Annotated in this window: 4 protein-coding genes, 8 tRNA genes and 8 rRNA genes; 16 read left to right on the top strand and 4 right to left on the bottom strand. The window is 50.6% G+C overall.

The features are described 5' to 3' along the window. The first annotated feature begins 13 nt into the window (after positions 1–13). The 16 genes from PTW35_RS15975 to PTW35_RS15900 all read left to right on the top strand — a co-directional run bounded on the left by PTW35_RS15975 (position 14) and on the right by PTW35_RS15900 (position 14,594). Positions 14–2,900 (top strand): 23S ribosomal RNA (locus tag PTW35_RS15975). A gap of 83 nt (positions 2,901–2,983) precedes the next feature. Then, positions 2,984–3,099, top strand: a 5S ribosomal RNA gene (rrf, locus tag PTW35_RS15970). 302 nt (positions 3,100–3,401) lie between these two features. Then, a 16S ribosomal RNA gene (locus PTW35_RS15965) occupies positions 3,402–4,953 on the top strand. A 91-nt stretch (positions 4,954–5,044) separates the two neighbouring features. Beyond that, positions 5,045–5,120, top strand: a tRNA-Glu gene (locus PTW35_RS15960). Position 5,121: 1 nt separating this feature from the next. Continuing rightward, positions 5,122–5,197 (top strand) — tRNA-Lys (locus PTW35_RS15955). Positions 5,198–5,227: 30 nt separating this feature from the next. Next, positions 5,228–5,303, top strand: a tRNA-Val gene (locus tag PTW35_RS15950). 314 nt (positions 5,304–5,617) lie between these two features. Further along, positions 5,618–8,504, top strand: a 23S ribosomal RNA gene (locus PTW35_RS15945). 84 nt (positions 8,505–8,588) lie between these two features. Beyond that, a 5S ribosomal RNA gene (rrf, locus tag PTW35_RS15940) occupies positions 8,589–8,704 on the top strand. Between the two features lie 334 nt (positions 8,705–9,038). Further along, positions 9,039–10,590 (top strand): 16S ribosomal RNA (locus tag PTW35_RS15935). A gap of 176 nt (positions 10,591–10,766) precedes the next feature. After that, positions 10,767–10,842, top strand: a tRNA-Glu gene (locus PTW35_RS15930). A 1-nt stretch (position 10,843) separates the two neighbouring features. Further along, positions 10,844–10,919, top strand: a tRNA-Lys gene (locus PTW35_RS15925). Positions 10,920–10,949: 30 nt separating this feature from the next. Beyond that, positions 10,950–11,025, top strand: a tRNA-Val gene (locus PTW35_RS15920). 30 nt (positions 11,026–11,055) lie between these two features. After that, positions 11,056–11,131, top strand: a tRNA-Ala gene (locus tag PTW35_RS15915). 257 nt (positions 11,132–11,388) lie between these two features. Then, positions 11,389–14,275, top strand: a 23S ribosomal RNA gene (locus tag PTW35_RS15910). Positions 14,276–14,359: 84 nt separating this feature from the next. Beyond that, a 5S ribosomal RNA gene (gene rrf, locus PTW35_RS15905) occupies positions 14,360–14,475 on the top strand. The 16S, 23S and 5S rRNA genes sit together here with 8 tRNA genes alongside, the layout of an rRNA operon. A 42-nt stretch (positions 14,476–14,517) precedes the next feature. Next, positions 14,518–14,594, top strand: a tRNA-Asp gene (locus PTW35_RS15900). Between the two features lie 319 nt (positions 14,595–14,913). Here the strand turns inward: PTW35_RS15900 and PTW35_RS15895 are convergent. From PTW35_RS15895 to PTW35_RS15880, 4 genes are read right to left on the bottom strand one after another with little or no spacing between them, the layout of a single operon-like run. Further along, positions 14,914–15,774 (bottom strand): TIGR03899 family protein, encoded by an 861-nt coding sequence (locus PTW35_RS15895; RefSeq protein ID WP_281025817.1) that lies wholly within the window; start codon positions 15,772–15,774, stop codon positions 14,914–14,916. A gap of 56 nt (positions 15,775–15,830) precedes the next feature. Then, on the bottom strand, positions 15,831–16,313 hold the full coding sequence (locus tag PTW35_RS15890) for a DUF3299 domain-containing protein (RefSeq protein ID WP_281025816.1): 483 nt from the start codon (positions 16,311–16,313) through the stop codon (positions 15,831–15,833). Positions 16,314–16,317: 4 nt separating this feature from the next. Beyond that, on the bottom strand, positions 16,318–17,577 hold the full coding sequence (locus tag PTW35_RS15885; RefSeq protein ID WP_281025815.1) for an ABC transporter permease: 1,260 nt from the start codon (positions 17,575–17,577) through the stop codon (positions 16,318–16,320). Beyond that, positions 17,577–18,299 carry an ABC transporter ATP-binding protein gene (locus tag PTW35_RS15880; RefSeq protein ID WP_281025814.1) on the bottom strand — a complete coding sequence of 241 codons (723 nt, stop codon included), beginning with the start codon at positions 18,297–18,299 and terminating at the stop codon, positions 17,577–17,579. The genes PTW35_RS15885 and PTW35_RS15880 overlap by 1 nt, the downstream gene beginning before the upstream one ends. Positions 18,300–18,305 lie beyond the last annotated feature (6 nt).

The raw sequence follows: 18,305 nt of genomic DNA, 5'->3' as shown, positions 1-18,305 counted from the left end.
CTTGGGGTTGTATGGTTAAGTGACTAAGCGTACACGGTGGATGCCTGGGCAGTCAGAGGCGATGAAGGACGTGCTAACCTGCGATAAGCCAAGAGAAGATGGTAAGAATCACTATACTCTTGGATTTCCGAATGGGGAAACCCAGCTGCATAAGCAGTTATCGTAACGTGAATACATAGCGTTGCGAGGCGAACCGGGGGAACTGAAACATCTAAGTACCCCGAGGAAGAGAAATCAACCGAGATTCCGGCAGTAGCGGCGAGCGAACCCGGATTAGCCCTTAAGCTAGTTTTGCGTCAGGTGAATGTGCTGGAAAGCACAGCGATACAGGGTGATAGCCCCGTAACCGGTAGCGCATTATCAGTGAAAACGAGTAGGACGGGACACGTGTTATCTTGTCTGAAGATGGGGGGACCATCCTCCAAGGCTAAATACTCCTGACTGACCGATAGTGAACCAGTACCGTGAGGGAAAGGCGAAAAGAACCCCTGTGAGGGGAGTGAAATAGAACCTGAAACCGTGTACGTACAAGCAGTAGGAGCCCTTCGGGGTGACTGCGTACCTTTTGTATAATGGGTCAGCGACTTAATTTTAGTAGCAAGGTTAACCGATTAGGGGAGCCGTAGGGAAACCGAGTCTTAACTGGGCGTACAGTTGCTAGGATTAGACCCGAAACCAGGTGATCTAGCCATGGGCAGGTTGAAGGTGAGGTAACACTTACTGGAGGACCGAACCGACTAATGTTGAAAAATTAGCGGATGACTTGTGGCTAGGGGTGAAAGGCCAATCAAACCTGGAGATAGCTGGTTCTCCCCGAAAGCTATTTAGGTAGCGCCTCGGACGAATACTACTGGGGGTAGAGCACTGTTAAGGCTAGGGGGTCATCCCGACTTACCAACCCTTTGCAAACTCCGAATACCAGTAAGTACTATCCGGGAGACACACGGCGGGTGCTAACGTCCGTCGTGGAGAGGGAAACAACCCAGACCGCCAGCTAAGGTCCCAAAGTTATAGCTAAGTGGGAAACGATGTGGGAAGGCTCAGACAGCCAGGATGTTGGCTTAGAAGCAGCCATCATTTAAAGAAAGCGTAATAGCTCACTGGTCGAGTCGGCCTGCGCGGAAGATTTAACGGGGCTAAGCTATACACCGAAGCTGCGGCAATGCATTTTATGTATTGGGTAGGGGAGCGTTCTGTAAGCGGTTGAAGGTGCATCGTAAGGTGTGCTGGACGTATCAGAAGTGCGAATGCTGACATGAGTAACGATAAAGGGAGTGAAAAACTCCCTCGCCGGAAGACCAAGGGTTCCTGTCCAACGTTAATCGGGGCAGGGTGAGTCGACCCCTAAGGCGAGGCCGAAAGGCGTAGTCGATGGGAAACGGGTTAATATTCCCGTACTTCTTACTATTGCGATGGGGGGACGGAGAAGGCTAGGTGGGCCTGGCGACGGTTGTCCAGGTTCAAGGGTGTAGGCTGTAATCTTAGGCAAATCCGGGATTACTTAAGGCTGAGACCCGATGTCGAGGCACTACGGTGCTGAAGTCATTGATGCCATGCTTCCGGGAAAAGCCTCTAAGCTTCAGATAGTAAGGAATCGTACCCCAAACCGACACAGGTGGTCGGGTAGAGAATACCAAGGCGCTTGAGAGAACTCGGGTGAAGGAACTAGGCAAAATGGTACCGTAACTTCGGGAGAAGGTACGCTGCCGGCGGTGAAGAGACTTGCTCTTGGAGCTGCTGGCAGTCGCAGATACCAGGTGGCTGCAACTGTTTATTAAAAACACAGCACTGTGCAAAATCGAAAGATGACGTATACGGTGTGACGCCTGCCCGGTGCCGGAAGGTTAATTGATGGGGTTAGACTTCGGTCGAAGCTCTTGATCGAAGCCCCGGTAAACGGCGGCCGTAACTATAACGGTCCTAAGGTAGCGAAATTCCTTGTCGGGTAAGTTCCGACCTGCACGAATGGCGTAATGATGGCCACGCTGTCTCCACCCGAGACTCAGTGAAATTGAAATCGCAGTGAAGATGCTGCGTACCCGCGGCTAGACGGAAAGACCCCGTGAACCTTTACTACAGCTTGGCACTGAACATTGACCCTACATGTGTAGGATAGGTGGGAGGCTTTGAAACCAGCACGCCAGTGTTGGTGGAGCCGTCCTTGAAATACCACCCTTGTAGTGTTGATGTTCTAACGTCGCCCCGTTATCCGGGGTGCGGACAGTGCCTGGTGGGTAGTTTGACTGGGGCGGTCTCCTCCCAAAGCGTAACGGAGGAGCACGAAGGTGGGCTAATCACGGTCGGACATCGTGAGGTTAGTGCAATGGCATAAGCCCGCTTGACTGCGAGAATGACGGTTCGAGCAGGTGCGAAAGCAGGTCATAGTGATCCGGTGGTTCTGTATGGAAGGGCCATCGCTCAACGGATAAAAGGTACTCCGGGGATAACAGGCTGATACCGCCCAAGAGTTCATATCGACGGCGGTGTTTGGCACCTCGATGTCGGCTCATCACATCCTGGGGCTGAAGTCGGTCCCAAGGGTATGGCTGTTCGCCATTTAAAGTGGTACGCGAGCTGGGTTTAGAACGTCGTGAGACAGTTCGGTCCCTATCTGCCGTGGGCGTTGGATGATTGAGAGGGGCTGCTCCTAGTACGAGAGGACCGGAGTGGACGAACCTCTGGTGTTCGGGTTGTGTCGCCAGACGCATTGCCCGGTAGCTAAGTTCGGAATCGATAACCGCTGAAAGCATCTAAGCGGGAAGCGAGCCTCAAGATGAGTCATCCCTGAACCTATAAGGTTCCTGAAGGGTTGTTGGAGACTACGACGTAGATAGGCAGGGTGTGTAAGCGTTGTGAGGCGTTGAGCTAACCTGTACTAATTGCCCGTGAGGCTTAACCATACAACACCCAAGGGGTTTTACGGACTCCATGAGCACTTGAATGTAGTGCGAGAACATCAGCTTTCGAGATTGTAAGAATTTTGCTTGGCGACCATAGCATTATGGACCCACCTGATCCCATGCCGAACTCAGCAGTGAAACGTAATAGCGCCGATGGTAGTGTGGGGCCTCCCCATGTGAGAGTAGGACATCGCCAGGCTTTAAATTTGCACTTGCTTACAACGTAAGCAAGTCACCATAGAGCTTTAAGTTTTCTTAGAGTTTTATGTTGACTTTCAAAGTGAGTAGCGTATTATACGCGTCCTGCTTAAGTGCTAAGGCACTGAAAGGCAATATGTTCTTTAACAATTTGACCATGCAATCTGTGTGGGCACTCGTGAAATGATAGTCAAAAAGAATTATCAATGAAACTGAGTGACCAAATCGAATCGCAAGATTCGGCACAGTCAATTCATTCATTACTTCGGTAATGGATTAACAGTATTCATTGAGCCAAAACTTTAATTGAAGAGTTTGATCATGGCTCAGATTGAACGCTGGCGGCAGGCCTAACACATGCAAGTCGAGCGGCAGCGACATGACTGAACCTTCGGGGGACGTTATGGGCGGCGAGCGGCGGACGGGTGAGTAATGCCTGGGAATATGCCCTGATGTGGGGGATAACCATTGGAAACGATGGCTAATACCGCATAATCTCTTCGGAGCAAAGAGGGGGACCTTCGGGCCTCTCGCGTCAGGATTAGCCCAGGTGAGATTAGCTAGTTGGTGAGGTAAGAGCTCACCAAGGCGACGATCTCTAGCTGGTCTGAGAGGATGATCAGCCACACTGGAACTGAGACACGGTCCAGACTCCTACGGGAGGCAGCAGTGGGGAATATTGCACAATGGGGGAAACCCTGATGCAGCCATGCCGCGTGTGTGAAGAAGGCCTTCGGGTTGTAAAGCACTTTCAGTTGTGAGGAAGGCATTGTCGTTAATAGCGGCAGTGTTTGACGTTAGCAACAGAAGAAGCACCGGCTAACTCCGTGCCAGCAGCCGCGGTAATACGGAGGGTGCGAGCGTTAATCGGAATTACTGGGCGTAAAGCGCATGCAGGCGGCTTGTTAAGCCAGATGTGAAAGCCCGGGGCTCAACCTCGGAATAGCATTTGGAACTGTCAGGCTAGAGTCTTGTAGAGGGGGGTAGAATTTCAGGTGTAGCGGTGAAATGCGTAGAGATCTGAAGGAATACCGGTGGCGAAGGCGGCCCCCTGGACAAAGACTGACGCTCAGATGCGAAAGCGTGGGGAGCAAACAGGATTAGATACCCTGGTAGTCCACGCCGTAAACGATGTCTACTTGGAGGTTGGTGTCTTGAACACTGGCTTTCGGAGCTAACGCGTTAAGTAGACCGCCTGGGGAGTACGGTCGCAAGATTAAAACTCAAATGAATTGACGGGGGCCCGCACAAGCGGTGGAGCATGTGGTTTAATTCGATGCAACGCGAAGAACCTTACCTACTCTTGACATCCAGAGAACTTTCCAGAGATGGATTGGTGCCTTCGGGAACTCTGAGACAGGTGCTGCATGGCTGTCGTCAGCTCGTGTTGTGAAATGTTGGGTTAAGTCCCGCAACGAGCGCAACCCTTATCCTTGTTTGCCAGCACTTCGGGTGGGAACTCCAGGGAGACTGCCGGTGATAAACCGGAGGAAGGTGGGGACGACGTCAAGTCATCATGGCCCTTACGAGTAGGGCTACACACGTGCTACAATGGCGTATACAGAGGGCTGCCAACTTGCGAGAGTGAGCGAATCCCAGAAAGTACGTCGTAGTCCGGATTGGAGTCTGCAACTCGACTCCATGAAGTCGGAATCGCTAGTAATCGTGGATCAGAATGCCACGGTGAATACGTTCCCGGGCCTTGTACACACCGCCCGTCACACCATGGGAGTGGGCTGCACCAGAAGTAGATAGCTTAACCTTCGGGAGGGCGTTTACCACGGTGTGGTTCATGACTGGGGTGAAGTCGTAACAAGGTAGCCCTAGGGGAACCTGGGGCTGGATCACCTCCTTAACGATATGACTGCGTTTTATGCAGTGTCCACACAGATTGCTTGGTCGAAAAGTAGAGAACATGTTCAGGTACCCAAACCTGAAAACACTTAGTCCCATTCGTCTAGAGGCCTAGGACACCGCCCTTTCACGGCGGTAACAGGGGTTCGACTCCCCTATGGGACGCCACGGGTCGTTAGCTCAGTTGGTAGAGCAGTTGACTTTTAATCAATTGGTCGCAGGTTCGAATCCTGCACGACCCACCATCTTCTCCTTTGAAGATGTAAAACATCGGAGGGCGATTAGCTCAGTTGGGAGAGCACCTCCCTTACAAGGAGGGGGTCACTGGTTCGAGCCCGGTATCGCCCACCACTCTCTAATCATTTTCTGCACGGATACGCAGATTCAATGAAGGTTAACTTTGTTGGGTCCGCTTTTTTGCCGCCGAAAATCATTAGAAAGTGGTTATCTAACGATAAACACATGCTCTTTAACAATCTGGAAAGCTGACTAGTAAATTGAATTTTTAAAATTCAATACTAATAGTTCTATCGAAAGATAGAACGAGTTCTCAAGCAACACACATTCAAGTGTCTTGTGTAAGAGTCCGGCGAAACACAGTTCATCACAACTCAGATGAACAACCTTGGTTGTTGAGCCATACGAAAGACCTCTTGGGGTTGTATGGTTAAGTGACTAAGCGTACACGGTGGATGCCTGGGCAGTCAGAGGCGATGAAGGACGTGCTAACCTGCGATAAGCCAAGAGAAGATGGTAAGAATCACTATACTCTTGGATTTCCGAATGGGGAAACCCAGCTGCATAAGCAGTTATCGTAACGTGAATACATAGCGTTGCGAGGCGAACCGGGGGAACTGAAACATCTAAGTACCCCGAGGAAGAGAAATCAACCGAGATTCCGGCAGTAGCGGCGAGCGAACCCGGATTAGCCCTTAAGCTAGTTTTGCGTCAGGTGAATGTGCTGGAAAGCACAGCGATACAGGGTGATAGCCCCGTAACCGGTAGCGCATTATCAGTGAAAACGAGTAGGACGGGACACGTGTTATCTTGTCTGAAGATGGGGGGACCATCCTCCAAGGCTAAATACTCCTGACTGACCGATAGTGAACCAGTACCGTGAGGGAAAGGCGAAAAGAACCCCTGTGAGGGGAGTGAAATAGAACCTGAAACCGTGTACGTACAAGCAGTAGGAGCCCTTCGGGGTGACTGCGTACCTTTTGTATAATGGGTCAGCGACTTAATTTTAGTAGCAAGGTTAACCGATTAGGGGAGCCGTAGGGAAACCGAGTCTTAACTGGGCGTACAGTTGCTAGGATTAGACCCGAAACCAGGTGATCTAGCCATGGGCAGGTTGAAGGTGAGGTAACACTTACTGGAGGACCGAACCGACTAATGTTGAAAAATTAGCGGATGACTTGTGGCTAGGGGTGAAAGGCCAATCAAACCTGGAGATAGCTGGTTCTCCCCGAAAGCTATTTAGGTAGCGCCTCGGACGAATACTACTGGGGGTAGAGCACTGTTAAGGCTAGGGGGTCATCCCGACTTACCAACCCTTTGCAAACTCCGAATACCAGTAAGTACTATCCGGGAGACACACGGCGGGTGCTAACGTCCGTCGTGGAGAGGGAAACAACCCAGACCGCCAGCTAAGGTCCCAAAGTTATAGCTAAGTGGGAAACGATGTGGGAAGGCTCAGACAGCCAGGATGTTGGCTTAGAAGCAGCCATCATTTAAAGAAAGCGTAATAGCTCACTGGTCGAGTCGGCCTGCGCGGAAGATTTAACGGGGCTAAGCTATACACCGAAGCTGCGGCAATGCATTTTATGTATTGGGTAGGGGAGCGTTCTGTAAGCGGTTGAAGGTGCATCGTAAGGTGTGCTGGACGTATCAGAAGTGCGAATGCTGACATGAGTAACGATAAAGGGAGTGAAAAACTCCCTCGCCGGAAGACCAAGGGTTCCTGTCCAACGTTAATCGGGGCAGGGTGAGTCGACCCCTAAGGCGAGGCCGAAAGGCGTAGTCGATGGGAAACGGGTTAATATTCCCGTACTTCTTACTATTGCGATGGGGGGACGGAGAAGGCTAGGTGGGCCTGGCGACGGTTGTCCAGGTTCAAGGGTGTAGGCTGTAATCTTAGGCAAATCCGGGATTACTTAAGGCTGAGACCCGATGTCGAGGCACTACGGTGCTGAAGTCATTGATGCCATGCTTCCGGGAAAAGCCTCTAAGCTTCAGATAGTAAGGAATCGTACCCCAAACCGACACAGGTGGTCGGGTAGAGAATACCAAGGCGCTTGAGAGAACTCGGGTGAAGGAACTAGGCAAAATGGTACCGTAACTTCGGGAGAAGGTACGCTGCCGGCGGTGAAGAGACTTGCTCTTGGAGCTGCTGGCAGTCGCAGATACCAGGTGGCTGCAACTGTTTATTAAAAACACAGCACTGTGCAAAATCGAAAGATGACGTATACGGTGTGACGCCTGCCCGGTGCCGGAAGGTTAATTGATGGGGTTAGACTTCGGTCGAAGCTCTTGATCGAAGCCCCGGTAAACGGCGGCCGTAACTATAACGGTCCTAAGGTAGCGAAATTCCTTGTCGGGTAAGTTCCGACCTGCACGAATGGCGTAATGATGGCCACGCTGTCTCCACCCGAGACTCAGTGAAATTGAAATCGCAGTGAAGATGCTGCGTACCCGCGGCTAGACGGAAAGACCCCGTGAACCTTTACTACAGCTTGGCACTGAACATTGACCCTACATGTGTAGGATAGGTGGGAGGCTTTGAAACCAGCACGCCAGTGTTGGTGGAGCCGTCCTTGAAATACCACCCTTGTAGTGTTGATGTTCTAACGTCGCCCCGTTATCCGGGGTGCGGACAGTGCCTGGTGGGTAGTTTGACTGGGGCGGTCTCCTCCCAAAGCGTAACGGAGGAGCACGAAGGTGGGCTAATCACGGTCGGACATCGTGAGGTTAGTGCAATGGCATAAGCCCGCTTGACTGCGAGAATGACGGTTCGAGCAGGTGCGAAAGCAGGTCATAGTGATCCGGTGGTTCTGTATGGAAGGGCCATCGCTCAACGGATAAAAGGTACTCCGGGGATAACAGGCTGATACCGCCCAAGAGTTCATATCGACGGCGGTGTTTGGCACCTCGATGTCGGCTCATCACATCCTGGGGCTGAAGTCGGTCCCAAGGGTATGGCTGTTCGCCATTTAAAGTGGTACGCGAGCTGGGTTTAGAACGTCGTGAGACAGTTCGGTCCCTATCTGCCGTGGGCGTTGGATGATTGAGAGGGGCTGCTCCTAGTACGAGAGGACCGGAGTGGACGAACCTCTGGTGTTCGGGTTGTGTCGCCAGACGCATTGCCCGGTAGCTAAGTTCGGAATCGATAACCGCTGAAAGCATCTAAGCGGGAAGCGAGCCTCAAGATGAGTCATCCCTGAACCTATAAGGTTCCTGAAGGGTTGTTGGAGACTACGACGTAGATAGGCAGGGTGTGTAAGCGTTGTGAGGCGTTGAGCTAACCTGTACTAATTGCCCGTGAGGCTTAACCATACAACACCCAAGGGGTTTTAACGGACTCCATGAGCACTTGAATGTAGTGCGAGAACATCAGCTTTCGAGATTGTAAGAATTTTGCTTGGCGACCATAGCATTATGGACCCACCTGATCCCATGCCGAACTCAGCAGTGAAACGTAATAGCGCCGATGGTAGTGTGGGGCCTCCCCATGTGAGAGTAGGACATCGCCAGGCTTCCAATTTATTTTCACTTTTAAAAAGTGAAGACAAATAGGGCACTTGCTTACAACGTAAGCAAGTCACCATAGAGCTTTAAGTTTTCTTAGAGTTTTATGTTGACTTTCAAAGTGAGTAGCGTATTATACGCGTCCTGCTTAAGTGCTAAGGCACTGAAAGGCAATATGTTCTTTAACAATTTGACCATGCAATCTGTGTGGGCACTCGTGAAATGATAGTCAAAAAGAATTATCAATGAAACTGAGTGACCAAATCGAATCGCAAGATTCGGCACAGTCAATTCATTCATTACTTCGGTAATGGATTAACAGTATTCATTGAGCCAAAACTTTAATTGAAGAGTTTGATCATGGCTCAGATTGAACGCTGGCGGCAGGCCTAACACATGCAAGTCGAGCGGCAGCGACATGACTGAACCTTCGGGGGACGTTATGGGCGGCGAGCGGCGGACGGGTGAGTAATGCCTGGGAATATGCCCTGATGTGGGGGATAACCATTGGAAACGATGGCTAATACCGCATAATCTCTTCGGAGCAAAGAGGGGGACCTTCGGGCCTCTCGCGTCAGGATTAGCCCAGGTGAGATTAGCTAGTTGGTGAGGTAAGAGCTCACCAAGGCGACGATCTCTAGCTGGTCTGAGAGGATGATCAGCCACACTGGAACTGAGACACGGTCCAGACTCCTACGGGAGGCAGCAGTGGGGAATATTGCACAATGGGGGAAACCCTGATGCAGCCATGCCGCGTGTGTGAAGAAGGCCTTCGGGTTGTAAAGCACTTTCAGTTGTGAGGAAGGCGTTGTCGTTAATAGCGGCAGTGTTTGACGTTAGCAACAGAAGAAGCACCGGCTAACTCCGTGCCAGCAGCCGCGGTAATACGGAGGGTGCGAGCGTTAATCGGAATTACTGGGCGTAAAGCGCATGCAGGCGGCTTGTTAAGCCAGATGTGAAAGCCCGGGGCTCAACCTCGGAATAGCATTTGGAACTGTCAGGCTAGAGTCTTGTAGAGGGGGGTAGAATTTCAGGTGTAGCGGTGAAATGCGTAGAGATCTGAAGGAATACCGGTGGCGAAGGCGGCCCCCTGGACAAAGACTGACGCTCAGATGCGAAAGCGTGGGGAGCAAACAGGATTAGATACCCTGGTAGTCCACGCCGTAAACGATGTCTACTTGGAGGTTGGTGTCTTGAACACTGGCTTTCGGAGCTAACGCGTTAAGTAGACCGCCTGGGGAGTACGGTCGCAAGATTAAAACTCAAATGAATTGACGGGGGCCCGCACAAGCGGTGGAGCATGTGGTTTAATTCGATGCAACGCGAAGAACCTTACCTACTCTTGACATCCAGAGAACTTTCCAGAGATGGATTGGTGCCTTCGGGAACTCTGAGACAGGTGCTGCATGGCTGTCGTCAGCTCGTGTTGTGAAATGTTGGGTTAAGTCCCGCAACGAGCGCAACCCTTATCCTTGTTTGCCAGCACTTCGGGTGGGAACTCCAGGGAGACTGCCGGTGATAAACCGGAGGAAGGTGGGGACGACGTCAAGTCATCATGGCCCTTACGAGTAGGGCTACACACGTGCTACAATGGCGTATACAGAGGGCTGCCAACTTGCGAGAGTGAGCGAATCCCAGAAAGTACGTCGTAGTCCGGATTGGAGTCTGCAACTCGACTCCATGAAGTCGGAATCGCTAGTAATCGTGGATCAGAATGCCACGGTGAATACGTTCCCGGGCCTTGTACACACCGCCCGTCACACCATGGGAGTGGGCTGCACCAGAAGTAGATAGCTTAACCTTCGGGAGGGCGTTTACCACGGTGTGGTTCATGACTGGGGTGAAGTCGTAACAAGGTAGCCCTAGGGGAACCTGGGGCTGGATCACCTCCTTAACGATATGACTGCGTTTTACGCAGTGTCCACACAGATTGCTTGGTCGAAAAGTAGAGAACATGTTCAGGTACCCAAACCTGAAAAAAACTTGTGTTCCGGTATGATGTCGCTTCTCGCAAGCTCGTCACTCCGCTTACACAAAGTTAGCGAAATGTATTTCGCTGACAAACTTTGTGTCCCATTCGTCTAGAGGCCTAGGACACCGCCCTTTCACGGCGGTAACAGGGGTTCGACTCCCCTATGGGACGCCACGGGTCGTTAGCTCAGTTGGTAGAGCAGTTGACTTTTAATCAATTGGTCGCAGGTTCGAATCCTGCACGACCCACCATCTTCTCCTTTGAAGATGTAAAACATCGGAGGGCGATTAGCTCAGTTGGGAGAGCACCTCCCTTACAAGGAGGGGGTCACTGGTTCGAGCCCGGTATCGCCCACCACTCTTTCTTCTTGAAAGACACCATTTCGATGGGGCTATAGCTCAGCTGGGAGAGCGCCTGCCTTGCACGCAGGAGGTCAGCAGTTCGATCCTGCTTAGCTCCACCACTCTCTAAAAACATTCTTGTGAGTGTGTTTAGAAAGTGGATGTCGAAAGACAAACACATGCTCTTTAACAATCTGGAAAGCTGACTAGTAAATTCAATCGATAGATTGATTTATTTTGTTCTTCTTTATGAAGAACGAGTTCTCAAGCAACACACATTCAAGTGTCTTGTGTAAGAGTCCGGCGAAACACAGTTCATCATACTCAGATGAACAACCTTGGTTGTTGAGCCATACGAACAGACCCCTTGGGGTTGTATGGTTAAGTGACTAAGCGTACACGGTGGATGCCTGGGCAGTCAGAGGCGATGAAGGACGTGCTAACCTGCGATAAGCCAAGAGAAGATGGTAAGAATCACTATACTCTTGGATTTCCGAATGGGGAAACCCAGCTGCATAAGCAGTTATCGTAACGTGAATACATAGCGTTGCGAGGCGAACCGGGGGAACTGAAACATCTAAGTACCCCGAGGAAGAGAAATCAACCGAGATTCCGGCAGTAGCGGCGAGCGAACCCGGATTAGCCCTTAAGCTAGTTTTGCGTCAGGTGAATGTGCTGGAAAGCACAGCGATACAGGGTGATAGCCCCGTAACCGGTAGCGCATTATCAGTGAAAACGAGTAGGACGGGACACGTGTTATCTTGTCTGAAGATGGGGGGACCATCCTCCAAGGCTAAATACTCCTGACTGACCGATAGTGAACCAGTACCGTGAGGGAAAGGCGAAAAGAACCCCTGTGAGGGGAGTGAAATAGAACCTGAAACCGTGTACGTACAAGCAGTAGGAGCCCTTCGGGGTGACTGCGTACCTTTTGTATAATGGGTCAGCGACTTAATTTTAGTAGCAAGGTTAACCGATTAGGGGAGCCGTAGGGAAACCGAGTCTTAACTGGGCGTACAGTTGCTAGGATTAGACCCGAAACCAGGTGATCTAGCCATGGGCAGGTTGAAGGTGAGGTAACACTTACTGGAGGACCGAACCGACTAATGTTGAAAAATTAGCGGATGACTTGTGGCTAGGGGTGAAAGGCCAATCAAACCTGGAGATAGCTGGTTCTCCCCGAAAGCTATTTAGGTAGCGCCTCGGACGAATACTACTGGGGGTAGAGCACTGTTAAGGCTAGGGGGTCATCCCGACTTACCAACCCTTTGCAAACTCCGAATACCAGTAAGTACTATCCGGGAGACACACGGCGGGTGCTAACGTCCGTCGTGGAGAGGGAAACAACCCAGACCGCCAGCTAAGGTCCCAAAGTTATAGCTAAGTGGGAAACGATGTGGGAAGGCTCAGACAGCCAGGATGTTGGCTTAGAAGCAGCCATCATTTAAAGAAAGCGTAATAGCTCACTGGTCGAGTCGGCCTGCGCGGAAGATTTAACGGGGCTAAGCTATACACCGAAGCTGCGGCAATGCATTTTATGTATTGGGTAGGGGAGCGTTCTGTAAGCGGTTGAAGGTGCATCGTAAGGTGTGCTGGACGTATCAGAAGTGCGAATGCTGACATGAGTAACGATAAAGGGAGTGAAAAACTCCCTCGCCGGAAGACCAAGGGTTCCTGTCCAACGTTAATCGGGGCAGGGTGAGTCGACCCCTAAGGCGAGGCCGAAAGGCGTAGTCGATGGGAAACGGGTTAATATTCCCGTACTTCTTACTATTGCGATGGGGGGACGGAGAAGGCTAGGTGGGCCTGGCGACGGTTGTCCAGGTTCAAGGGTGTAGGCTGTAATCTTAGGCAAATCCGGGATTACTTAAGGCTGAGACCCGATGTCGAGGCACTACGGTGCTGAAGTCATTGATGCCATGCTTCCGGGAAAAGCCTCTAAGCTTCAGATAGTAAGGAATCGTACCCCAAACCGACACAGGTGGTCGGGTAGAGAATACCAAGGCGCTTGAGAGAACTCGGGTGAAGGAACTAGGCAAAATGGTACCGTAACTTCGGGAGAAGGTACGCTGCCGGCGGTGAAGAGACTTGCTCTTGGAGCTGCTGGCAGTCGCAGATACCAGGTGGCTGCAACTGTTTATTAAAAACACAGCACTGTGCAAAATCGAAAGATGACGTATACGGTGTGACGCCTGCCCGGTGCCGGAAGGTTAATTGATGGGGTTAGACTTCGGTCGAAGCTCTTGATCGAAGCCCCGGTAAACGGCGGCCGTAACTATAACGGTCCTAAGGTAGCGAAATTCCTTGTCGGGTAAGTTCCGACCTGCACGAATGGCGTAATGATGGCCACGCTGTCTCCACCCGAGACTCAGTGAAATTGAAATCGCAGTGAAGATGCTGCGTACCCGCGGCTAGACGGAAAGACCCCGTGAACCTTTACTACAGCTTGGCACTGAACATTGACCCTACATGTGTAGGATAGGTGGGAGGCTTTGAAACCAGCACGCCAGTGTTGGTGGAGCCGTCCTTGAAATACCACCCTTGTAGTGTTGATGTTCTAACGTCGCCCCGTTATCCGGGGTGCGGACAGTGCCTGGTGGGTAGTTTGACTGGGGCGGTCTCCTCCCAAAGCGTAACGGAGGAGCACGAAGGTGGGCTAATCACGGTCGGACATCGTGAGGTTAGTGCAATGGCATAAGCCCGCTTGACTGCGAGAATGACGGTTCGAGCAGGTGCGAAAGCAGGTCATAGTGATCCGGTGGTTCTGTATGGAAGGGCCATCGCTCAACGGATAAAAGGTACTCCGGGGATAACAGGCTGATACCGCCCAAGAGTTCATATCGACGGCGGTGTTTGGCACCTCGATGTCGGCTCATCACATCCTGGGGCTGAAGTCGGTCCCAAGGGTATGGCTGTTCGCCATTTAAAGTGGTACGCGAGCTGGGTTTAGAACGTCGTGAGACAGTTCGGTCCCTATCTGCCGTGGGCGTTGGATGATTGAGAGGGGCTGCTCCTAGTACGAGAGGACCGGAGTGGACGAACCTCTGGTGTTCGGGTTGTGTCGCCAGACGCATTGCCCGGTAGCTAAGTTCGGAATCGATAACCGCTGAAAGCATCTAAGCGGGAAGCGAGCCTCAAGATGAGTCATCCCTGAACCTATAAGGTTCCTGAAGGGTTGTTGGAGACTACGACGTAGATAGGCAGGGTGTGTAAGCGTTGTGAGGCGTTGAGCTAACCTGTACTAATTGCCCGTGAGGCTTAACCATACAACACCCAAGGGGTTTTAACGGACTCCATGAGCACTTGAATGTAGTGCGAGAACATCAGCTTTCGAGATTGTAAGAATTTTGCTTGGCGACCATAGCATTATGGACCCACCTGATCCCATGCCGAACTCAGCAGTGAAACGTAATAGCGCCGATGGTAGTGTGGGGCCTCCCCATGTGAGAGTAGGACATCGCCAGGCTTCCAATTTAGATTATCGTGCTGAACACACGGTGATTTGAGTGGAGCGGTAGTTCAGTTGGTTAGAATACCGGCCTGTCACGCCGGGGGTCGCGGGTTCGAGTCCCGTCCGCTCCGCCACTTATTAAGAAACCTCAGTCGAAAGGCTGGGGTTTTTTGCTATCTGACGCTCCCGAAAGTGCTGTGCACTTTTTCGCGGGCCGGGATGCCGGACCATCGATTCCCGTCCGCTCCGCCACTTATACTAAGCCCGAGTCGAAAGACTCGGGCTTTTTTACGTCTGTCGGACATGTTCGCCTTGCAGGCGAATGAGTCCTGCTGGTACGCCAGCCCGTCCGCTCCGCCACTGACACTAAGCCCAAGACTGGGCCCTGCTGCTTTCTTCAACAGGGCTATTTACTGTTTTAAAGGTGTGTTACGCCTCTTTGAGACAATAGGTCTAAGGCTGGCTTTCAATGACAAAGAAAGGCGCCAGTAGCTCTAGGATTGTCTCGCGAAAAGGTTCATGGGTCTTACTGCCAAGTAGATCTGCAATTTCTTGACCTGTTGGTGATAAGCGATAATAGGTAAAGCTTAAACCTTTTTGGTGAGGGGTAAGTTGATAAGTATTATTTTGGTAACTAAAAGGAAGTGATATACCTGAAACTAGCTCTCCAGACTCTAACTCACTTTTTAAAATGAGCCCTAACTCCAGTAAGATTAGGAGGTCAGAATAAGGCAGAGAGAAATTACCCAATGTAACTTTATGGATAGTTGTCGTGAAAAGGCTAGGTAAAAACTTATGCTTCGCTTTTAAAGACGTCAGGATCTTTTTGCTTCTATCGTTGCCAAACTGGCATGACAGCGTGCAGGCTCTATGGAAAACCTGTGCTTCCTTGTGTGTCATATTACGAAGCGTATCAAGTGTTTTTAGTGATACCGAGCCAGGGGACAGAAACTCTTGTCTGAGGATGCGACTCCACAGTTGTTGCATTGAGCTGTTGCGGATATCTTGTGCGATTGATGTGAAATGGCTGAGCCAATCCGGGTCTATATTTTTGGCCTTATCTGATGCCGTATTATCAAAGGTTAATTTGAAAATTTTCTCAAGGCTTTCTTGTTGTGAGTAAAGAACTTTTTTATGTCGGTCTTCATACCTTTCGGCAAGAGTATGTGGGGCTTCTTTGGTAATGAGATAGCTGACCCCTAGCTCTTCCGCAACAGAGCTAATAATGTTTGGGGGATTGCTTCTCGTTTTTTCTTTGTCTGTCGGTTGTGGTTCGAGGGGCACGGGTACTTTGCTCTCGGCTTGGCCTTCCATTGGATTTACCCTATAAAATGAGTGGCCAGCCCAGAGGTGAGTTGGCCAAATTGCGTTTACATGTCATCGTAATCTTCGATAGCACTACCTTCTAATAGATAGCCTACTTCAGCGAGTTCATGACTGACCGATTGTGTTTTTAATGTTCCCACTACATACACCACATCCCATAGCTGCTGGATCGGTGCACCTTTGGGGAATTTCACGTAAACAATTTGGTTAGGCGGAGGTGGTGGAACGTGGATACATGCGCCAAAGTAAGGGACTAAAAGAAATTCGGTGATTTTTTTGTCGTCACCTTCTAAAGGGATCACAAAGCCAGGTATCTTGACTTCACTTCCATTTAGCTCTTCTCTGACACTGCCAATCATTGATTGCTTGGCTTGATCTCCGTCATGATTGAGTATTGGCATTTGGTTCGCGTTGAACTGGGTACGCTCTTTTTCTGGTACCAGGTCAATCCAGTCCAAGGTTAACGCTTCATTCGCAGCGCTGAGCAGTGGAAACCAGCAGCAAAGTGCAAGTAGCCATCTTTTCATCTATTTATACCTTTATAGTCATGCCATCCGATAGCGAATGATGATAAGCGCGGATAGCTGGAATAATACCAACTAGCATACCAGCTAACTGGACAAGTACTAACAACAACAACTCATGGTCTGTAGGAGCTGTGATCGGAATGAGTAATCCAAATTGTGCTTGGATTATCGGCTGTGTGATTAACAATATTATGTATAACAATGATGTTCCGGCTATCACTCCCAGTGCAGTTAACAGGGTTGCTTCACTGGTGAGTAGGAAGAAAATATGCCCAGGCCTTGCTCCCATCGCCCTAAGGATAGCCATTTCACGGCGCCTCTCATTCAAGCTTGTTAAGAGGCTGGTCAGCATGCCCAGAAGACCAGCGATCACGACAAAGCCAGATACTACCAGTAGCGCTTGTTCTGCTACTGACATCATGCCCCATAGTTCATGCAGTGCGATACCCGGCATAATTGCACTCAGGGGTTCTTTAGAGTACGTGTTGATATGGCGTTGCAGGGCAAAGGTTTGTATTTTTGAATTTAGCCCAAGCATGAATGCGGTGATCTGCTTAGGTTCAAATTGATGTGCAGCCAATGACTCTGCGTTAGGTGTTGGACCTAGACGTGCCCCGCTTTCCCAGCCGACATGAATAGCTTCAATCGCAGGTAAGGATACATGCACGCTGCGATCCACTGGGGTACCTGTAGGTTCAAGGATCCCCACTATTTTAAATGGTAGGCTATCGTGGCGGTTAAATGACTGATCGCTAATACCATGGGCAATGATGATCTCATCGCCGATCTTGTAATCGAGTTTTTTTGCTACTTCCGCACCGACCACGGTCTCGAAAAGGCTGTCGAAGACTTCGCCTTGGGCTAGTTCAAGGGGCTGCTTTTGGCCGTATCGATAATGCTTGAAGTAATCACCGTTGGTCCCGATGACCCGGAATCCACGGTGTGAGTCTCCCAGTGAAATAGGAATTGCCCATTTGACGGAGCGGTGTTGGCTGATTTCTTGGAAGCTTTGCCAATCAATATTATTGGTTGCATTACCGATCCTGAACACAGAATAGAGCAGCAGGTTTACCTGACCGGAGCGTGAGCCGACGATGAGGTCTGTTTCCGATATGGTATTGGCAAAACTCGACTTGGCCTGTGTCCTGACTTTTTCGACGCCAAGTAATAGTGTGACAGATATGGCCACGGTAAGTAGCGTCAGTACTGCGGTAGTTTTCCGATTGGATAAGCTCTGCCAGGCAAGGCGGATGATGGCTGCCATTAGTACCTCCTTGCTGCTTGGTTAATAGTATTGAGGCAGATACTACGATCAAATAAAGACTCTAAGGTTTGGTCATGGCTGACAAACAACAGTGTCGTTCCTGCCTGATCGCACTCAGCCATTAGCAATTTGATGAAGGCTTCCCGATTATCATGATCTAACGCTGAGGTAGGCTCATCAGCAATTAACAATTTCGGCTTGCCTATCAAGGCTCTTGCTGCAGCCACGCGTTGCTGCTGTCCGATACTGAGTTCACTTATAGGACGCTCCAAGCATTCATCAGGAAGATGAAGCTGGGAAAGCAGTTGTTTGGCTTGCTCATACATTCCGCCGCCAATGTGCTTTTTGCGTAATTTCGAAAAGCGGCAAGGGAGTAGGACATTATCAATTACTGACAGGTAGGGAAGGAGGTTGAACATTTGGAAGATATAGCCGATGTGATCGGCTCGAAAACGGTCTCTAGCCGTGGGTTTTAGGTTGCTGAAGGGCCGTCCGAGCAGCTCGACGGTACCCGATGTCGGTTCGTTTATACCGGCTAGCAAGCTTAGAAGGCTTGATTTACCACTGCCGCTGGGGCCTTTGATGAAAACTTTCTCACCCTCGTTTACCACCAATGATGGGACATCCAATAATGGTTGGGTTTGGCTAGGCCATTGGAAGGTGAGTTCGCGGATCTCTATGATGCTCATGATCTGTCCTGAAATGGGGAATGACTCCCCCATTTTGGT

The sequence above is a fragment of the Photobacterium sp. DA100 genome (genome assembly GCF_029223585.1).
GTDB lineage: Bacteria > Pseudomonadota > Gammaproteobacteria > Enterobacterales > Vibrionaceae > Photobacterium.
This window is presented reverse-complemented; position numbering and strand designations above follow the sequence as displayed.

Coding starts and splice junctions, on each gene's coding strand:
- PTW35_RS15895 (WP_281025817.1), bottom strand. CDS start 15,774: ATGGAAGGCCAAGCCGAGAGCAAAGTACCCGTGCCCCTCGAACCACAA.
- PTW35_RS15890 (WP_281025816.1), bottom strand. CDS start 16,313: ATGAAAAGATGGCTACTTGCACTTTGCTGCTGGTTTCCACTGCTCAGC.
- PTW35_RS15885 (WP_281025815.1), bottom strand. CDS start 17,577: ATGGCAGCCATCATCCGCCTTGCCTGGCAGAGCTTATCCAATCGGAAA.
- PTW35_RS15880 (WP_281025814.1), bottom strand. CDS start 18,299: ATGGGGGAGTCATTCCCCATTTCAGGACAGATCATGAGCATCATAGAG.